Below are 18,199 nucleotides of genomic sequence, written 5' to 3'. Positions count from 1 at the left end.
AAACAGCCTGGCAATCCTTCTCTATTATCCTGCACTCTGAAGCTGTCCTTAGCCAAAGATGCCAATCTCTCGTAAGTTGGCTATAATAAGGGAACCATGAAATGAGATTTCTATAAAAGGCAGGAACATTATGCGTACACGAGTTCATATCATTGCTCCTTACGAATCCATGACTACCATTATACAAGAATGCATTCCCCAGTTTCCTCAATTATCGATTCAATGCGATGTGGGCGACTTGGCAAAGGGGGCCGAACTGGCTTCACAAGCCGAACGAAACGGGGCCGAAATTATCATTAGCCGTGGGGGTACTGCACAGCTGATCAAGGAAGCCGTCACGATTCCCGTCATTGACGTGCAGCTCTCGGGATATGACATGATTCGTTCGTTGACTCTGGCCAGCCAGTTTAACGGCAAAACGGCCATCGTTGGCTTTTCGAATATCACCTCAGGTGCACAGTCCATTATTGATCTGATGGACCTGCCCCTCAAGGTATATACGATTCGCAGTTCCGAAGATGTCGCCAGGCTGCTGCTGGAGCTGAAAGCATCCGGGTACCGTCAGATTGTTGGGGACGTTATCACCGTAGATACCGCCAGAACCTATGGGCTCGAAGGGTTACTGATCCAGTCAGGCAAGGAAGCCATTCTGCGCGCGCTTGAAGATGCCCAGCTGGTATTTCGCTATCTGAGCAAGAACCAAGCCATTTCAGTCATTTTGAATAACCTGGTCAGACAGGAACACCCCAATCTGCTTATTTTAGATGACCGGAATGATATTGTATTTGAGAACCTGACAGACTTCGAACAGAACCCACTGACGGATAATTACATTCATTTGATTAACACCAATCTGGAGTTTGAGCAATCCCAGGTTCAACATATGTTCATGGTCGACGATTATCAGCTGACGGTAACGGCCCATGAAACAACGCTGAATAATAAGGGTTATAAAGTCTACACACTTGAAAAAGGACAGCCCTACCAGTTTGCACAATTCGGCATAACCACCTACACGGATATATCCATCGAGCCCATTGTTGCCGAATCGCCAGCCATGCAGGTGATGTTGAAGAACATTCAGGCTTTATATGAAAATCACGAACCCATCTATCTGCTCGGACATGCGGATTCAGGCAAATCATTTCTGGTAAAACACATGCATCAGATGTACTCAGGCGGTGGACTGCTGCTGCAAATAGACCTGTCGCAGGTACCTGCCGGTCATTTGCATAAAATACCGCTCTCCAAGGTCCGCAACGTGGAGCTGAATCATATCGAACAGCGGCTCCATGATGAAGAGGTGACCTCATTCATTCAAACCTGTCTAAACAGGCAGATTGGTGTATTCATTCTGGGAGAAGAGCCCTTGAATCCGTATTGGACGCTTGATATCGAGCTGAGTACCATGATGATGCCAAGTCTTGCGGACAGGCTGGAGGATCTGGCTCCACTGATCCAGCAGTTCCTTACCGACTATTATCATAAGTATGGAACCGCTGCGGTGAAGATCAAAGAGGATGCACTGCTGTTAATTCGGGAGCAGGTTCCACAGATGACAGTCAGCCAGCTGAAGCATCTTATCAAACAGGCTGCCCTGAATGAGCAGGATTATGTGATCTCGACAGATACGCTGTCCCGCCTGCTTAATCAGCAGTCCGCAACAAACACGATGAGGTTAAACGGTACGCTGAAAGAGATCGAGAAGGAAATTATTCAACACGTTCTGCAGGAAGAAAACAATAATCAATCCAAGGCTGCAGATCGCCTGGGGATTAACCGAGCCACACTTTGGCGCAAACTTAAAGAATAATCTTTAAGTTTGTGCTTTTTTTATCACCCAATGTGTTGCATTATTAAACACTTTAGTGATTACTTAAAATTTACAGCAAATTAATGTTGCTAAAATAAACAATCTGCGTTAAGATAATTCCTGCAAGCGCTTCATGAAAACGATTACTCACTCAAAGGAGCTACTACTATGAACATTAAAGCGACATTAGATCGTATTCCTGGCGGTATGATGGTTGTCCCGCTGTTACTTGGTGCAACGATTAACACATTCTTCCCCAATGCCTTGCGGATTGGCGGATTTACCGAAGCCCTGTTCGTTAACAGTTCAAGCACGCTGATCGCTTTGTTCCTCCTGATTGCCGGAACACAAATCACGTTCAAGACAGCCGGTTCATCTGTCGGTAAAGGTATTACACTGCTTGTGTTCAAGTGGGCTGTTGGTGCAATATTAGGTTTGATCGCCATTTTCTTCGCGGATTCCAATGGATTATTCCTTGGTCTGGCACCACTTGCCATTATTGCTGCGATGACGAATTCCAACGGCGGGCTGTACATCGCACTAGCCGGACAATACGGCAAAGAGGATGACAAGGCTGCTTATCCATTCCTCGCGCTCAGCGATGGACCTTTTCTTACTATGGTTGCACTCTCTATTTTCGGTGCGATGGGCTTTGCCAATGGCATGTTCTCCCCGATGGCTTTTGTAGCGGTACTGCTTCCCCTGATCGTCGGTGTGGTTATTGGTAACCTGGATCGCAGCTTGGCTGAATGGCTGCACAAAGGCAGTGACAAGCTCGTTCCATTCTTCGCCTTTTCACTAGGTATGGGAATCAACTTCTCGTCTATCATTCAAGGTGGACTAAGCGGCATCATGCTCGGTGTAATTACAGTATTGATCACTGGCGGCGTTGGCTACCTGCTCTTCAAAGCCATTGGCTGGAATCCCATCGTCGGAGCTTCGGAAGGTTCCACAGCCGGTAACGCTGTAGGTACACCTGCTGCTATCGTGGCTGCGAATGCTTCTTTTGCTCCAATTGCTGAAATTGCTACCGTACAGATTGCAGCAAGTGTTGTCACCACCGCTATTCTATTGCCGATCTTCATTGGTTTCCTCTCTAAACGGCTGGAGAAATCAGGCGGCGTCGAGAAATACAATCAAAGACCGACCACATAAATGGATGTAGCTCTATAACGACCGGACATGAATTCACTTTTTTTGCTCAAGGAGGCGAGAACAGCATGAAATTAGCCATTATTGCAGATGATCTGACTGGTGCCAATGACAGCGGGGTCCAGCTTGCCCGTCATGGCTTGAAAACCAGTGTACTATTCGACATGGACGAGAATAACATTCGTCATTATGATGCTGTTGTTTTCGACACGGACAGCCGTTCCATTGCCTCGGATGAAGCTTATCAGCGTGTTCGTAACGCAGCGGAGTTTCTGACGAGAAACGGATTCGATACCATCTTTAAAAAAATGGATTCCACCATGCGTGGTAACATTGGAACTGAGATTGATGCACTGTACGACGTGATTAAACCGGATTTCATGATGATCGCACCAGGTTATCCGAAAAACAATCGTACGATCCAAAGTGGAGTACATTACCTGAACGGAATTCCACTGGCAGACACTGAGATCTCAAACGATCCCAAAACACCTGTAACTGTTTCGTACCTTCCGGAACTGCTGAAGTTACAGACGAAATATGAAATAGGTGAGATTAACGTATCCGATCTGGAAGCAGGCAGAGACCATATTCAGAAGAAGTTAACCCAGTTTAAAGAAAACGGCATTCCATACGTGCTTGTGGATTCGACGGAGGAACTGCATCTGGAGCAAATTTTGCAAATGACCAGCGCACTGGAGTACACCTTTGCATGGGCAGGCTCTGCAGGGATTGCCAATTATCTTCCCGGGCACTACAGTCTGGAGGGTAAATCAACGGAACTGACTATACCGGGAAACTCTGGACCCATTCTAACTGTCGTAGGCAGTGTAAACAAAAACTCACGTGCTCAGTTGAAGAAACTGCTGGGACAGACCAGCGTTTCCTCTGTTGCATTCCACTCCTTCAAAGCCGTATCCGCTGCAACTGATCGGACAGAGGAAATGGAGCGTGTGTATAAAGAAGTAAAAACCAAGTCTCTTGCAGGCCATGACGTTGTCTTGTATTCCACGGCAGAGCAGGTTGATATTGAACTGGCACGTGCCACGGGTGAAGCCCGCGGTCTGGATCATACCGAGGTCAGCAACGAAATTGTGCGGGCTATGGGCGAGATTTGTGCCAGATTGCTTGAAGAAGGCAATTTCAAGGGTGTATCCATGACCGGTGGAGACACTGCCAAGCAAATTTGCATGAAGTGGAATATTAGCGGCTTCGAGCTGCTGGACGAACTTGAGATTGGTGTTCCAATATCCAAGTTTATCGGAATAGAAGGCTTACATGTCATTACCAAAGCAGGAGGCTTCGGCACACCAGAAGTCTTCATCCATGCCATTGAAAAATTAAAAGGAGGGATTCCAGTATGAAACCCACAGTTGGAATTACAATGGGCGATGCAGCAGGTATCGGACCCGAGATTATTATGAAGGCACTAGGCCATCAGGAGGTCTACGACAACTGCAACCCACTCGTTATTGGTGATTCAAAAATATTGGAACGCGTTCTGCCCGTCATTGGATCAAGCTTGAAAGTCAACGCTATTCAGGAGCCTTCGGAAGCCAAGTATGAATTCGGCACAGTGGATGTCATTGATCTGGATCTAGTTCCTGCCGATCTCGAATATGGAAAAGTATCTGCCGTAGCGGGAGATGCAGCCTTTCAATTCCTGGCCAAGTCCATTGATCTGGCCAAAAAACAGCAAATCAACTCCATCTGCACTGCTCCACTGAACAAGGAGGCCTTGCACCAAGGTGGACACCTGTATCCGGGACATACCGAAATTCTGGCCGATCTGACGGATACAAAGGATTTCTCCATGATGCTTACGACGCCTAACCTGCGGGTTATTCACCTGACAACACACATGGGCTTGATCGATGCGATTGCCAGCATCAACCCGGAAAGAACCTACACGGTAGTTAAGCTTGCTCACGATACACTCAAAAAAGCAGGCTTCGAGAACCCACGTGTAGCGGTATGCGGTATTAACCCACACGCAGGTGAGAACGGATTGTTCGGTAATGGTGAAGAAGAAGAAAAACTGCAGCCAGGAATTGAGCGTGCACAACAGGAAGGCATTAACGTGGTTGGTCCTCTCCCTGCGGATACATTGTTCTTCCGTGCAGGCCGCGGTGACTTCGATATCGTAGTTGCTTGCTACCACGATCAGGGACATGCTCCGATTAAAGTGATGGGCATCGAAGAAGGCGTGAACATCACCGTTGGCTTAAAAGGCGGCATCATCCGCACTTCCGTTGACCACGGTACGGCCTTCGATATCGCTGGTAAAAACATCGCCGATGATAAAAGCATGCTGGCAGCCATTCGCTCGGCCATTGAGCTTGCTCCAAAAATGTAAATGTAACCGAACGTATTCAACTATAGAAGCAAAACAAAGCAGCGACTTTTCCTTGAGGGGAAGAGTCGCTGCTTTTATGTTTCATGTACCCTGCTTGATCATATATGCTTCATCATTTTGCCTACCGTTCTACTTCCGGTCATACCAGTATCCAGGAATGCCTCGCTCCAAACGCATCAATGCTTCGAGATAGAAATAATCGCCCCAGATGACATAGTCATCCGGTGAATCCCCACCTCTTACGGAATAGGAACCATGCTTGAGTAAGCCTTCTTCGGTTGTGGACCCATTTTGTTTAGGCTACCGCAAATATAAGCAGTGTTTTTCCTGAAAAAGGACTCTTCGATCGAAAAACCGAATTAACCAGTGCAAACCAAAAAGCCTCCCATCTGCATCTCTGCAGAATAGGAGGCACTAGCAACAAGCCTACTTACACGCTCCGTTCACCTTACAGGTAGAGGCGTGTCTTCGTAATAACCTTTTAGAATTCTTCGTATTCGCTCGGGTCCTGTCCCCATAACCGTCCATCTTGACGATTGAATGACGAGATCACTTCCATCTCCTGCTCGCTCAGCTCAAAATCGAAGATATCGATGTTCTCCTTCTGGTGTTGAAGGGAGCCTGCTTTCGGAATTGGAATGGAACCCAGCTGGGTATGCCAGCGCAAAATGACCTGTGTTCCTGTTTTGCCATGAGCTTCCGCTATGCGGAGGATCTTCTCATCCTTCACCACATCCTGCACGGCATCATTACCGCGGCCAATAGGACTCCAGGATTCATTGACAATACCATGCTCCGAATCCTTCTTCCTCTGCTCGGCTTGGTCAAAAAACGGATGCAGCTCGATCTGGTTCAGACTTGGGGTTACCCCAGTCTCCTTAATCAGACGCTCATTATGTTCAGGCAGGAAGTTACTAACTCCGATGGAGCGGATATATCCACGTTTCTTCGCCTCAATGAGTGCCTGCCAGGCCTCTACATACTTATCCTGCTTCGGATTCGGCCAGTGAATCAGATATAGGTCATAGTAATCCAGATCTGCTCTGTATAATGATTCCTCGATGGCAACGATTGCCTTATTATAATCGTGATAACGCCCAGGCAGTTTGGAAGAGATTAGCAGTTCTTCTCTCGCAACAGAGCTCTGCTTGATGGCCTTTCCGACTGTCGCCTCGTTCTCATAGTTATAGGCTGTATCAATCAAACGGTAACCTACATCCAGCGCAGATACGATGGATTTAACACCTTCTGCACCTTTTAAGCTATAGGTACCAAACCCAATTGCCGGTACTTTCAAGCCATCATTCAACGTATATTCCGGAATTTGATGATTCATCTGAAGACTCTCCTTTGCTAAAAAGGTATACGAAACGATATGGAAAATTAGTTAGTCCCTCTCGTTTATTCTACCCCTCCATGCACGATTGAATCAATTCTTTCCAGACGGTACAGGCCTTCATTAAGCATATGAGCTGAACTAAGTATCTTTGGTACTCCTATTTTAGTAGCCACGTGAAAATTGCGGGCTTTCCTTAAGCTGAACGATATCGTGACCCGTTGGGTTTTGGAAAGCACGAAGACCAAACGTCGGCGCCACGGCAAAGATGTGGTCAAAGATATCGGCCTGCACCGACTCATACACTCCCCAGGTGATATCGTTGCTGAATGCATAAATCTCGAGCGGCAGTCCGTTGTCTCCCGGTGCTAGCTGTCTCACGATCAACGTCATATCCTGGTGAATTTTCGGATGATTTTTTAGATACTGATGGATGTATTCCCGGAATACCCCCACATTCGTGAGCTGTCTGCCGTTTACTTTGCTCTCCGTATTAATCTGATGCTCCATATTGTACTCGTTAATCTCATTTAGTTTTGTATCGATATAATCCGTAAGGTAGTGGATCTTCTGGAATTCCTTAATCATTTCTTCGGTGCAAAAGGTAATGCTGCTCGTATCGATAAAGACACTTCGCTTAATTCTTCTACCTCCGGATACCTGCATACCTCTCCAGTTTCTGAATGAATCCGAGATGAGGGCATAGCTTGGAATCATCGTGATTGTTTTATCAAAATTCATAACCTTTACCGTATTGAGTGTAATGTCGATGACGTCACCGTCTGCATTATATTTCGGCATTTCAATCCAGTCGCCAACCCGCACCATGTCATTCGATGATAATTGGACGCCTGCCACGAGGCCAAGAATGGAATCCTTGAAGACCAGCATCAGTACAGCGGATAATGCACCAAGTCCACTTAGAATGATCAACGGATTCTGACCGATAAGGCTCGAGATAACGATGATGCCCCCGATGATGAAAAGAATAATCTTGGCGACCTGAATATACCCTTTGATCGGTCTGATCTTGGAGACTTCATACGTGCGATAGATGTCATCAAATACATTAAGTAAGGCATTGAAGACCGTAATCATGATGACAATCATGTAGGTCATTGCAGCCTTTTCAATCAGGGCCTGATAGGATGGAAAGACATAAGCAGAATAATAGATAATAATGGCTGGCACGAGATGCGACAGCTTGTGGAACAGCTTTTTCTCCACAATGATATGGCCCCATTTGTACCGATTGTTATTGACGATATGATGAACCGTCTTCAGCACGACTTTTTTGGCAATATAATTGGCCAGGATGGAGACCACCGCAATAAAAATAACCATGATCATGTTTGAAAGAATGCCAATGGTTTGTTCACTCATGCCCGTTCCGTCTAGTTGTTTTTTGATAAAATCCATTGTTTCCTCCTAACGCAGTCTAGTTTAGCTTTTCATTATAAATGACTCTTCTGTGCGAAGCAAAATTCAAGTTAAGAGGCACTTGTAAAAGGTATGCTAGTTTGTCGGAGTTAAGAATCTAGAGTAGATATAGATATATGCAGTCCATTTTCTAAATAATAAAATCCAATTATGGTAGACTATACATACTTCATATTTTTACAGGAGGGTGACTGACTTGAGGAAATATATTGGTATGGTTTTCATATTGGGCCTAATTCTAAGTATAACTACTGCTTGCTCTTTGGGGTAAAAGTGAGTGTGCGATTACTCTTGATGATATTGTCACCAAGTTCCAAGAGGCTGGACTTGAGGTCGAAGCTCCAACGGAGTCTATTAGCGAGGATCACGTGTTGGCTGATTTAGGTTTTAAAGATGTGCAGCGCATTTTGGTGCCGGCTCTGGGTGAAGGTGAGGGTGGGTATCTATTCTTGTTTGAGAATAAAACGGATCTTGAGAAACTGAAGGATTTTTACGAGGAACCCAGAAAATCAACGTTTATACCCCATTCGCATGCCTATGCTCAAGATAATATCCTGTTGCAGATGAGTGATACAATGAGTCAAACGGAGTTTGCTCGATATGTAGAGGTTATTAAGGGGATAGGAGGAATTAGTTCCTTAGCACATTCTAGGGAACTTATTAAATTCCCTTAATCCTGGTGATTCTCTACTTGATCTACCTGGGATCGTCATGTTTGGCTTTGTATCACTCATGGTATTCAAATTCCTGCCTTTCTCCTGTTGAATCAAAAATAATTTCAAATTTATTTCCCTCTGCGTCTTCACGTATACGTCTGTTATTCTTAATATAATAAATGGACGCTCCTGATTCCTTGGCTTGCTTCCGTGCATGTTGAGTAGCCTTTTTTAGTATTTCTTGGAGTTGCTTTCGATCTACAAACATCTTGAATTCATCCACCTTTTCATTCATTTTCGGTTAATATAATATAAAATAAAAAACCACCAACCAGAACAACTGGTTGATGGCTTTCTTGTTTCGCTCTAATGGAGGCGAGGGGAGTCGAACCCCTGTCCGAAGATAACGACACATAAGCTTCTACGGGTGTAGTCACAGTTTTGATGTCACCCGAGTATCGCCCCGTAACCGGCTATACGTTGGGTCAGCCTGATTGTCTTCTTCAGCACACCCCAGGCGGAGATGTGACAGCGTATCCCACTACTTGTTAGCCCCTAATCCTGTCACATGGGCGATGCAGGTTAGAAGCACGCACACAGTTTCTTAGGCTGCGAAAGCGTAGTTGTTTTGTTGTTTGCCGTTTAATAGGCTTTAGCGTTGATGAAGCGGACGCGTCCCCACTACCCGCTACCCATGCTCGAACTATCCCCGTCGAATCCATAAACGCCCCCTCATATAAGAAGGGCTCCAGGATTAATCCGTGAATACGGAGCAAAGGTGCTGCACATCTTTTTCCTCCAAGGTAAAAAGATGCTCTTTCAAACTCGGCATTCCTGTCTGCTACATGAATAATCATATCACAGGACCGAATGCAGATATAGTATAGATTACTGGAAGTCATACCAGCATGCTGAGCATCAGTGCAAGATTAACCAATGCACCATCTGAGGCTCAATCGTCTACATATTATACCGCGTCCCTCGGACGAAGTAAAGTTTACCAGCATGAGGTTGCGAACAACTTTACTTCCTTTATTTTACCCACAATTGGTACAGGCTACGCAGAGAGCAGCTACTTTAGATACCACAACTGCGTTCATATCGCAGCCACCTAAACCAATCTATCTTTAACTTAGCCATTCTGGGCTTACAGATTTAAATTCTTAATGCTCTCCCCCAAACGTTCTAACAGCAGCTCCCACGTAAATTAAAAATCCCAAGCTCCGCCCAATCCTGGGCCAAACTTGAGATCCTCATTTACTTCGCATCTAAAGTCAACTTATGACGCATCATTCGAAGCTGAAGCACTTCCAATCAACGAGCGATCTTCTGCTTCTCACGCAGTGCCCGTTGAATATCACGCTGTGCATCCCGCTTCGCAGCAGACTCACGTTTATCATACTGCTTCTTACCTTTACCCAGGCCAAGCAGCAATTTCGCATATCCATTACGTACATAGATCTTCAGTGGCACAATGCTGTACCCTTCCTGCTTCGACAATCCAAGCAGCTTGTGAATCTGAGACTTGTGCAGCAGCAGCTTGCGTGTACGTGTTGGATCAAGCGGATTATGTCGGTTCCCTTGTTCAAAAGGACTAATATGCATATTATGAATGTGAATTTCACCGTTGCGAATCGTGGCAAACGCATCTCCAATATTCGCACGGCCGTTACGAAGAGATTTGATCTCCGTTCCGGTAAGCACCATGCCCGCTTCATACGTATCTTCAATGAAGTAGTCATGGGAAGCCTTTTTATTCTGTGCAAGCACTTTACTCTGTCCATCATTCTTGCCCATGTCCTCACTCCTTCTCCGTAAAATAAGCCGGTACCTTGCTCTATAGCCGCGCACCCAATGAAGCCCAGGTACCCTATGCCAGACCTTAATTGTAGCAAGGACCGCTGTTAAAATCAAGAAAGAGGCAGCATACGCCGCCCCTTCTCATTACACACATTTCATAGTGTGCGAAACGAATATTACTTTTTCTTCTTCCGTACAAAAGCTGCAGTTCCATTGGCGGATGCACCTTTGTTCTTTTTCCGTTTACGGCGCGGAGCTCCGCCTTCTTGCGTACCTCCAGGTGTAGCTGCTTCGCCGATAAAGATACCGCTAGGTGACGTCTTTTTGCGTCCACCGCCACCTTTGCCCCCGCCCTTGCCGGATTTGAAGCTGCCTTCGCCACGGCCCTTACCGCTGTTCAGATCAGTTCCTTGGCCGCCAGTGCCGCTGTCCTGACTGGACGGTGCGGAGCTGTATCCACCTTTACCCGATCCAAAACCAAAGCTTACCGCTCCTGTACCTTTGCCGCGAGCAGCAGCTGGTGCACTGGTATCTCCCGTGCGACGTTCACCTTTCGGCTTACCGCCACCTTTGCCACTGAAGCTTCCACGTCCACCCTTGCTGCTCTCTTCCGATGCTCTTCCACCGCGGCTGCCGCCTTTGCCTCCACGTGAGCCACTGAATCCACCAGAACCACCTTTAGCGCCATTCCGGCCACCACCGCCAGCAGGACGTCCACCTCTGCCACCTCGGTTGCCGCCACCAAAACCGCCTGGCCGTTCGCTGCGTGGCTTCATATCCACCATTTCAAAGTCAATCGTGTATTCTTCCATGCTCACGCGAGCAACACGAATCTTCACCTCATCTCCGATACGGAACACTTTCGAGGTTCGCTCACCAATGAGAGCCATATGCTGATCGTCAAAATGGTAATAGTCGTCCGTCAGTGCACTCAGTCGGATCAAGCCTTCTACCGTATTCTCGAGTTCAATGAACATGCCGAAGCTGGTTACACTGCTGATCATGCCTTCGAATTCTTCGCCGACTTTATCGAGCATGTACTCCGCTTTCTTCATTTTCTCTGTATCCCGCTCGGCTTCAACCGCCACACGTTCACGTTCAGACGATTGCTGCGCAATGTCGGACATGCGTGACGCCAGGTATTCCTGACGATTCTCAGGCAGCGCACCCTTGTTCTCAATCACTTCCCGAATGACACGGTGAATGACCAGATCGGGATAACGACGAATCGGTGACGTGAAGTGACTGTAGAACTCAGCCGCGAGGCCAAAGTGTCCAGACATCTCCGAATCATACTTCGCCTGCTTCATGGAACGAAGCATCATCGTACTGATCACCGTCTGTTCCTTCGTTCCATTGATATCCTCAAGCAGGGACTGAAGTGCACGAGGATGGATCGCGTTACCGCGTCCTTTTACATGGTGTCCGAAGTTCGCTGCAAAAGCGAGGAAGTTTTGCAATTTTTCCTGATCGGGATCTTCATGCACACGATAGATAAACGGAACCTTCAACCAGTGGAAGTGCTCTGCCACGGTCTCATTGGCCGCCAGCATGAATTCTTCAATGATTTGCTCTGCAATGGAACGCTCGCGTTTGACGATATCGACCGGTTTGCCTTCTTCGTTCACAATGATTTTGGATTCTTCAAAATCAAAGTCAACCGCACCCCGGCGCATGCGCATGGCGCGAAGCTTAAGGGCAATTTCTTTCATCAGATGGAAGTCATCCACCAGATCCTTGTATCGCTCCAGCAATTCCGGCTCTTCGCCTTCAAGAATTTTACGAACGTTGGAATACGTCATACGCTCTTTGGTCTTGATCACACTCGTGAAGATGTCGTGTTTCACAACCTTCATCTGGTCGTTGAACTCCATTTCACAGGACAGCGTAAGGCGATCCACCTGTGGATTCAAGCTACAGATCCCGTTCGAGAGACGATGCGGCAGCATCGGAATAACACGGTCTACCAAGTACACGCTGCATCCACGGTTGTATGCTTCCTGATCGAGTTTGGAGTTCTCGCGTACATAGTAGCCGACATCCGCAATATGAACGCCCAGACGGTAGTTCCCGTTCGGCAGCTTCTCCACATTGACGGCATCGTCCAGATCCTTGGCGTCTTCGCCATCGATGGTTACGATGTTTAATCCACGCAAGTCACGGCGACCCTGCTGCACGATCTCTTCATCCGTAATGGATTCCGGAGCTTGTTCTGCTTCTTCCACCACTTCATCCGGGAAAGCTTCCGGCAGCTGATGCTTGCGAATGACGGACAATATATCAATGCCTGGATCATCCTTATGACCAAGAATCTCAATAATTTCGCCTTCTGCGGCAGCGCGACCTTCCGGGTAGCTCACGATTTTGGCAACGACTTTTTGTCCATCTACAGCCCCGGCAGAATTCGTACGCGGAATGAAAATATCACGGTTAATCCGCTTATCGTCCGGAATGACGAAGCCGTATACCTCGTGGCTTTGAAACACACCAACCACTTGGGTAATAGCACGTGTAACAATGCGAACGATCTCGCCTTCCAAACGTCCGTTGGATGGACCCTGAGATGTCACTTTAACAAGGACCGTGTCCCCGTTCATCGCGCTCTTCATATCATTGGCATGGATATAGACATCCGGATGCTCTTTATCCTCAGGGATGAGAAAAGCAAATCCCTTCGCGTGTGCCTGCAGTCTTCCGCGAACCAGGTTCATGCGTTCAGGCATGCCGTATCTGTTGTTACGGGTAAGCAGAATCTTGCCGGATTCCTCCAGTGTATTCAGCATGATCAAAAAGGCTTTGAAATCAGCTGCATCTTCAATCTCGAAGTGCTGTTCCAGCTCCTGATAGGTCATCGGTTTATAAGCGGTTTCCCGCATGAAGTCGAGCAATTGTTGTTCTGTTATCATTAATATTCACCTCGGGAAACGTAAAAGTGTAATCTGGTTTGTATCCTGTCTTTATGTATCGGAATTTTTCAATATTCATGCCACGTAACACATGCCCTCACTATCTCATACCCTAGTATACACGAATTCAATCCACCGCATCCGTACCCCGCAAAATAATCCAAAGCTTAGCCGAACACACCACTTCACGTCATGAGTACACGTTTTCATTGGATTGTAAGATAACAAATTCCTTAAAGAACTACGTTCAAAGACGAAATAAATATGAAATGTTATGAGCAAAGTCGTTCGTAACGAACCACTAAGTAGGCAACTGGGCTAAGGAACGGGAAGGAAAACGAAATGGAAGTGGGGAACCGAAGATTACATGGGTTGAAAAGATAGTTGGGAAACTTTGGACATGCGCCAATGTATTAAAAAACCTCCGTTTCTTCACGAAACGAAGGTTCATCATCTTAGGTCGTTCATTCATATATGCTTGATCTACCAATCATTACAGCAGCATTCCTTACTTGGAAATGACTGTAACAATGATAGCCAAGATCATAAATCCTGCACCCAGTACAACGGTTGCACGTTGCAGGAAAAGATCCAATCCGCGCGCTTTCGTTTTACCGAAAAGATGTTCCGCACCACCGGAGATGGCACCCGCCAAACCAGCGCTTTTCCCGTGCTGCAGCAATACTACAGTGATTAGACCGATCGAGAAAACAACGAGCAGCAATTTCAAAGCAATATCCATTCTTTCCACCTCCTACCCATGTGGGCATAACATCTCACCATAAAAACAGTTACTTTAATTGTACCACAGCTATTCCCAATCTACAACCTTATCCATGATACTGTCTATGTTATGAAGAAATGAAAAAGACAAGCCGGTTACCCGGCTTGCCCTGGAAGCTGTGAACACAGCTTATTTTTTAAGGTTGTAGAATCCTTTAAGACCATTGTATTGTGCCAGTTCGCCCAGTTGATCCTCGATGCGGAGCAATTGGTTGTACTTCGCGATACGGTCTGTACGGGAAGGTGCACCTGTTTTGATTTGTCCTGCGTTTGTTGCAACCGCGATGTCAGCGATTGTGCTGTCTTCGGACTCACCGGAACGGTGGGAGATTACAGCTGTGTATCCTGCACGTTTAGCCATTTCGATTGCATCGAATGTTTCAGTCAGCGTACCGATTTGGTTAACTTTGATCAGGATGGAGTTACCAATACCTTCGTTGATACCTTTTTCCAGACGCTCCGTGTTCGTTACGAACAAGTCGTCACCAACGAGTTGTACTTTGTCACCCAATTTTTCAGTGAGCAATTTCCAACCATCCCAGTCGTCTTCGGACATACCGTCTTCGATTGTGATGATTGGGTATTTCTCAACCCATGAAGCCAGAAGGTCAACATACTCAGCGGAAGTGTAAGATTTACCTTCGCCAGCAAGTGTGTATTTACCATCTTTGTAGAACTCAGTGGAAGCTACGTCCATACCCAGGAATACGTCAACACCTGGTTTGTATCCTGCTTTTTCAATCGCTTCGATGATTGTAGTGATTGCTTCTTCGTTCGAACCAAGGTTCGGTGCGAAACCACCTTCGTCACCTACAGCTGTGTTCAGGCCTTTGGAGCTCAGTACGGATTTCAGGTTGTGGAAGATTTCTGCGCCTACGCGAAGAGCTTCTTTGAATGTTGGTGCTCCAACAGGAAGAACCATGAACTCTTGAACATCGATGTTGTTGTCAGCATGCTCACCACCGTTGATGATGTTCATCATTGGTACTGGCAATGCTTTAGCGTTGAATCCGCCCAGGTAAACATACAGTGGCAGGTCCAGAGCGTCAGCAGCTGCGCGAGCTACAGCCATGGATACAGCCAGGATTGCGTTAGCACCCAGTTTACCTTTGTTTGGCGTACCATCCAAAGCGATCATCATTTTGTCGATACCCAGTTGATCCAAAGCGTCCATACCGATTACTTCTGGAGCGATTGTTTCGTTTACGTTCTTAACGGCTTGCAGAACGCCTTTACCCAGGTAGCGGGATTTGTCACCATCGCGAAGCTCAACAGCTTCGTGGGCACCAGTGGATGCACCAGATGGAACGATTGCGCGTCCGATTGCGCCGGACTCCAGGTATACTTCAACTTCAACTGTAGGGTTACCGCGGGAGTCGAGGACTTCGCGAGCGTACACGTCAGAAATAATAGTCATGAGTGATAATCTCCTTTAAATTTGAATTTATTTTTAATACGTTCAGAATAATTAAGTTCCACCAGACCACTCCGCATGCAGTACCATCTTCCGATCGCTGTTATCCCCTGATTCCTATGAACTTATCTTCATAAGTTGGAATCATGTGATAAAGGCGAACGCGTTGCTTCTTCAGATTGGTTCTGCCTGCTTCGTTCCAGGTTCCACTTTGTCTTATTCAACAACCTATTTAAACGAATTATTTACGGGTAGCGATAACAGAAGTACCTGTCATTTCTTCCGGTTTAGGCAACTGCATCAAGTCCAGAATCGTTGGCGCGATATCGGCCAGAATTCCACCTTCACGCAAGGTTACGTTAGGGTCTGTAACGATAAATGGAACCGGGTTCGTTGTATGAGCAGTGAACGGACGTCCTTGCTCATCGAATACCATATCCGCGTTACCATGGTCAGCAGTGATGAGTACAACGCCGCCTTTGGCAAGCACTGCATCAACAACACGTCCCATGCACTCATCTGTCACTTCAACCGCCTTAATGGTAGGCTCCAGCATACCGGAGTGTCCAACCATATCCGGGTTGGCGAAGTTCAGAATGATCGCATCATGTTTGTCTGCTTCAATCTCGCGAACACATGCGTCAGCTACTTCATAAGCGCTCATCTCCGGTTGCAGATCGTACGTTGCAACTTTTGGTGAGTTGATCAGCACGCGAGTTTCGCCTGGAAGCTCAACATCACGTCCACCGCTGAAGAAGAAGGTAACATGCGGGTATTTCTCGGTTTCAGCAATACGCAGCTGTTTCTTGTTGTTCTGAACCAGAACTTCACCCAGTGTATTGTCGAGGTTTTTAGGCGAGTAAGCCACATAACCTTCAACCGTTTCACTGAACAACGTCAGGCAGACAAAGTGCAAGCCTTCTGGGAATTTCGGACCGCGGTCGAAACCACGGAAATCCTTGTTCGTGAATACTTGCGACAGCTGAATCGCACGGTCAGGACGGAAGTTCAGGAAGATTACGGAGTCGCCGCTTTCTACCAAACCTACCGGCTCACCATCCGCTTTAACGATAACCGTTGGCTCAACGAATTCGTCAAATACGGACTTCTCATACGATTCTTCAACCGCTCTGAGTGGATCGTTGTATTTTGGTCCATCACCATAAACGATGGCACGATATGATTTCTCAACACGTTCCCAACGTTTGTCACGGTCCATCGCGTAGTAGCGACCTTGAACCGTTGCGATTTGTCCTACACCGACTTCCTCAATTTTGGCGATCAGCTTCTTCATGAAGTCTTTACCGCTATCCGGCATAACGTCACGGCCATCCAGGAAGGCATGAATATAAACGTCATTCATTTCTTCTTTTTTGGCCAGATCCAGCATGGCAAACAAGTGGTCGATGTGACTATGTACGCCGCCATCAGACAACAATCCGTACAGGTGAAGCTTTTTACCGTTTTGTTTCGCTTCGCGCACAGCTTTGACAAGTGTTTCGTTGTCGAAGAACTCTCCGTCACGAATCGATTTGGAGATACGGGTCAAATCCTGGTATACGATCCGGCCGGCACCAATGTTCAGGTGTCCTACCTCGGAGTTCCCCATTTGCCCTTCTGGCAAACCTACAGCTTCACCGCAAGCAGTGAGAGTTGTGTGTGGGAATTGGCTCATGAAGCGATCGTAGTTCGGCTTTTTGGCTTGCGCTACTGCGTTGCCTTCCACCGTGTTACGAAGACCAAAGCCATCCATGATGATCAGTGCTACAGGTTTTGGAGCTGTCATTACTTCGCCCCCTCAACAAGCGCGATGAACGAAGCCGGCTGCAAGCTGGCACCGCCAACAAGCGCGCCGTCGATGTCGCTTTGTCCGAGGTATTCTGTTACGTTCTCTGGTTTAACACTGCCGCCGTATTGAATACGAACTGCACTTGCAACCTTCTCGTCGTACAGATCCTTCACCAGGCTGCGGATGTAAGCAATAACTTCATTCGCATCTTGGGATGTGGAGGATTTACCTGTACCAATCGCCCAGATTGGTTCATAAGCGATAACCACTTGTGCCGCTTGATCTGCAGACAAACCTGCAAAAGCAGCTTCCGTTTGCACTTTGCATACGTCTTTTGTTTGGTTCGCTTCACGCTCTTCAAGTGTCTCACCAAGACAGAAGATCGGAGTCAATCCATGACGGAATGCTGCATGCAGCTTTTTATTGACAGTCTCATCGGTTTCCGCAAAATATTGACGGCGCTCCGAGTGACCAATGATTACATAATCCACGCCCAGGTCTTTCAGCATTACGCCGCTGATTTCACCAGTGAATGCACCGTTGTCTTCAAAGTGAAGATTTTGAGCACCAATTTTGATGTTTGTGCCTTTCACAGCCTCTACCAATGTAGGCAGATTCGTAAACGGCGCACAGATTACAGTCTCCACGCCTTCAACTTCCGCTTTTCCTTTAACTTCCTGAATGAAGTCATTGGATTCGGAAACCGTTTTGAACATTTTCCAGTTACCTGCGATAATCGGTGTTCTCATGGTTT

The 18,199-nt window shown here is 46.9% G+C and carries 14 protein-coding genes, 1 other RNA gene and 1 pseudogene; 5 read left to right on the top strand and 11 right to left on the bottom strand.

All coding sequences use genetic code 11. From position 1 onward, the window contains the following. The first annotated feature begins 130 nt into the window (after positions 1-130). The 4 genes from AC3WQ3_RS21485 to pdxA all read left to right on the top strand — a co-directional run bounded on the left by AC3WQ3_RS21485 (position 131) and on the right by pdxA (position 5,321). On the top strand, positions 131-1,813 hold the full coding sequence (locus AC3WQ3_RS21485; RefSeq protein WP_492473469.1) for a PrpR N-terminal domain-containing protein: 1,683 nt from the start codon (positions 131-133) through the stop codon (positions 1,811-1,813). Between the two features lie 168 nt (positions 1,814-1,981). After that, positions 1,982-2,968, top strand: a complete 987-nt coding sequence (locus tag AC3WQ3_RS21480) for a 2-keto-3-deoxygluconate permease (protein ID WP_095293059.1) — start codon at positions 1,982-1,984, stop codon at positions 2,966-2,968. Positions 2,969-3,033: 65 nt separating this feature from the next. Continuing rightward, complete coding sequence (locus AC3WQ3_RS21475; protein ID WP_492473468.1) at positions 3,034-4,329, top strand: four-carbon acid sugar kinase family protein; 1,296 nt, start codon at positions 3,034-3,036, stop codon at positions 4,327-4,329. After that, complete coding sequence (gene pdxA, locus AC3WQ3_RS21470; protein WP_492473466.1) at positions 4,326-5,321, top strand: 4-hydroxythreonine-4-phosphate dehydrogenase PdxA; 996 nt, start codon at positions 4,326-4,328, stop codon at positions 5,319-5,321. Before AC3WQ3_RS21475 ends, pdxA begins: the two co-directional genes overlap by 4 nt. A gap of 129 nt (positions 5,322-5,450) precedes the next feature. Here pdxA and AC3WQ3_RS21465 read toward each other — a convergent pair. The 3 genes and pseudogenes from AC3WQ3_RS21465 to AC3WQ3_RS21455 form a co-directional block, all read right to left on the bottom strand. Next, positions 5,451-5,609, bottom strand: a pseudogene (locus tag AC3WQ3_RS21465) (glycoside hydrolase family 88 protein); the annotation flags it as partial. 193 nt (positions 5,610-5,802) lie between these two features. After that, on the bottom strand, positions 5,803-6,657 hold the full coding sequence (locus tag AC3WQ3_RS21460) for an aldo/keto reductase (RefSeq protein WP_492473464.1): 855 nt from the start codon (positions 6,655-6,657) through the stop codon (positions 5,803-5,805). A 165-nt stretch (positions 6,658-6,822) separates the two neighbouring features. Further along, a complete protein-coding gene (locus AC3WQ3_RS21455; protein WP_492473463.1) occupies positions 6,823-8,076 on the bottom strand; it encodes a mechanosensitive ion channel family protein in 1,254 nt (417 codons plus the stop codon). Between the two features lie 392 nt (positions 8,077-8,468). Here AC3WQ3_RS21455 and AC3WQ3_RS21450 point away from each other — a divergent pair, with 392 nt between their 5' ends. Further along, on the top strand, positions 8,469-8,771 hold the full coding sequence (locus AC3WQ3_RS21450; RefSeq protein WP_492473462.1) for a hypothetical protein: 303 nt from the start codon (positions 8,469-8,471) through the stop codon (positions 8,769-8,771). Positions 8,772-8,823: 52 nt separating this feature from the next. On the opposite strand, the gene AC3WQ3_RS21445 is transcribed toward AC3WQ3_RS21450, so the two are convergent. The 8 genes from AC3WQ3_RS21445 to tpiA form a co-directional block, all read right to left on the bottom strand. Beyond that, positions 8,824-9,048, bottom strand: coding sequence for a hypothetical protein (locus AC3WQ3_RS21445; protein ID WP_492473461.1), 225 nt, complete (start codon positions 9,046-9,048; stop codon positions 8,824-8,826). A 72-nt stretch (positions 9,049-9,120) separates the two neighbouring features. Next, positions 9,121-9,485: a transfer-messenger RNA gene (gene ssrA / locus AC3WQ3_RS21440) on the bottom strand. Between the two features lie 582 nt (positions 9,486-10,067). Further along, a complete protein-coding gene (gene smpB, locus AC3WQ3_RS21435; protein WP_492473460.1) occupies positions 10,068-10,550 on the bottom strand; it encodes an SsrA-binding protein SmpB in 483 nt (160 codons plus the stop codon). 179 nt (positions 10,551-10,729) lie between these two features. After that, positions 10,730-13,459, bottom strand: coding sequence for a ribonuclease R (rnr, locus tag AC3WQ3_RS21430; RefSeq protein ID WP_492473459.1), 2,730 nt, complete (start codon positions 13,457-13,459; stop codon positions 10,730-10,732). Positions 13,460-13,967: 508 nt separating this feature from the next. After that, positions 13,968-14,201, bottom strand: a complete 234-nt coding sequence (gene secG, locus AC3WQ3_RS21425; RefSeq protein ID WP_095293034.1) for a preprotein translocase subunit SecG — start codon at positions 14,199-14,201, stop codon at positions 13,968-13,970. Positions 14,202-14,372: 171 nt separating this feature from the next. Continuing rightward, positions 14,373-15,659: a phosphopyruvate hydratase gene (gene eno / locus AC3WQ3_RS21420; RefSeq protein ID WP_095293032.1), complete on the bottom strand. Its 1,287-nt coding sequence runs from the start codon at positions 15,657-15,659 to the stop codon at positions 14,373-14,375. Positions 15,660-15,897: 238 nt separating this feature from the next. Then, positions 15,898-17,442: a 2,3-bisphosphoglycerate-independent phosphoglycerate mutase gene (gene gpmI / locus AC3WQ3_RS21415; protein ID WP_095293030.1), complete on the bottom strand. Its 1,545-nt coding sequence runs from the start codon at positions 17,440-17,442 to the stop codon at positions 15,898-15,900. Then, complete coding sequence (gene tpiA / locus AC3WQ3_RS21410) at positions 17,442-18,194, bottom strand: triose-phosphate isomerase (protein WP_095293028.1); 753 nt, start codon at positions 18,192-18,194, stop codon at positions 17,442-17,444. Before tpiA ends, gpmI begins: the two co-directional genes overlap by 1 nt. Between the last annotated feature and the right edge of the window lie 5 nt (positions 18,195-18,199).

Source organism: Paenibacillus sp. FW104-T2 (assembly GCF_058789975.1).
Note: the sequence above shows the minus strand (reverse complement) of the source record. Positions and strands in the feature narration are given on the sequence as shown.

Bases quoted from the DNA above. Each gene is read 5' to 3' on its own strand.
- AC3WQ3_RS21455 (WP_492473463.1), bottom strand. From the start codon at position 8,076: ATGGATTTTATCAAAAAACAACTAGACGGAACGGGCATGAGTGAACAA.
- secG (WP_095293034.1), bottom strand. From the start codon at position 14,201: ATGGATATTGCTTTGAAATTGCTGCTCGTTGTTTTCTCGATCGGTCTA.
- eno (WP_095293032.1), bottom strand. From the start codon at position 15,659: ATGACTATTATTTCTGACGTGTACGCTCGCGAAGTCCTCGACTCCCGC.
- pdxA (WP_492473466.1), top strand. From the start codon at position 4,326: ATGAAACCCACAGTTGGAATTACAATGGGCGATGCAGCAGGTATCGGA.
- AC3WQ3_RS21445 (WP_492473461.1), bottom strand. From the start codon at position 9,048: ATGAATGAAAAGGTGGATGAATTCAAGATGTTTGTAGATCGAAAGCAA.
- AC3WQ3_RS21460 (WP_492473464.1), bottom strand. From the start codon at position 6,657: ATGAATCATCAAATTCCGGAATATACGTTGAATGATGGCTTGAAAGTA.
- rnr (WP_492473459.1), bottom strand. From the start codon at position 13,459: ATGATAACAGAACAACAATTGCTCGACTTCATGCGGGAAACCGCTTAT.
- AC3WQ3_RS21475 (WP_492473468.1), top strand. From the start codon at position 3,034: ATGAAATTAGCCATTATTGCAGATGATCTGACTGGTGCCAATGACAGC.
- gpmI (WP_095293030.1), bottom strand. From the start codon at position 17,442: ATGACAGCTCCAAAACCTGTAGCACTGATCATCATGGATGGCTTTGGT.
- tpiA (WP_095293028.1), bottom strand. From the start codon at position 18,194: ATGAGAACACCGATTATCGCAGGTAACTGGAAAATGTTCAAAACGGTT.
- AC3WQ3_RS21485 (WP_492473469.1), top strand. From the start codon at position 131: ATGCGTACACGAGTTCATATCATTGCTCCTTACGAATCCATGACTACC.
- smpB (WP_492473460.1), bottom strand. From the start codon at position 10,550: ATGGGCAAGAATGATGGACAGAGTAAAGTGCTTGCACAGAATAAAAAG.
- AC3WQ3_RS21480 (WP_095293059.1), top strand. From the start codon at position 1,982: ATGAACATTAAAGCGACATTAGATCGTATTCCTGGCGGTATGATGGTT.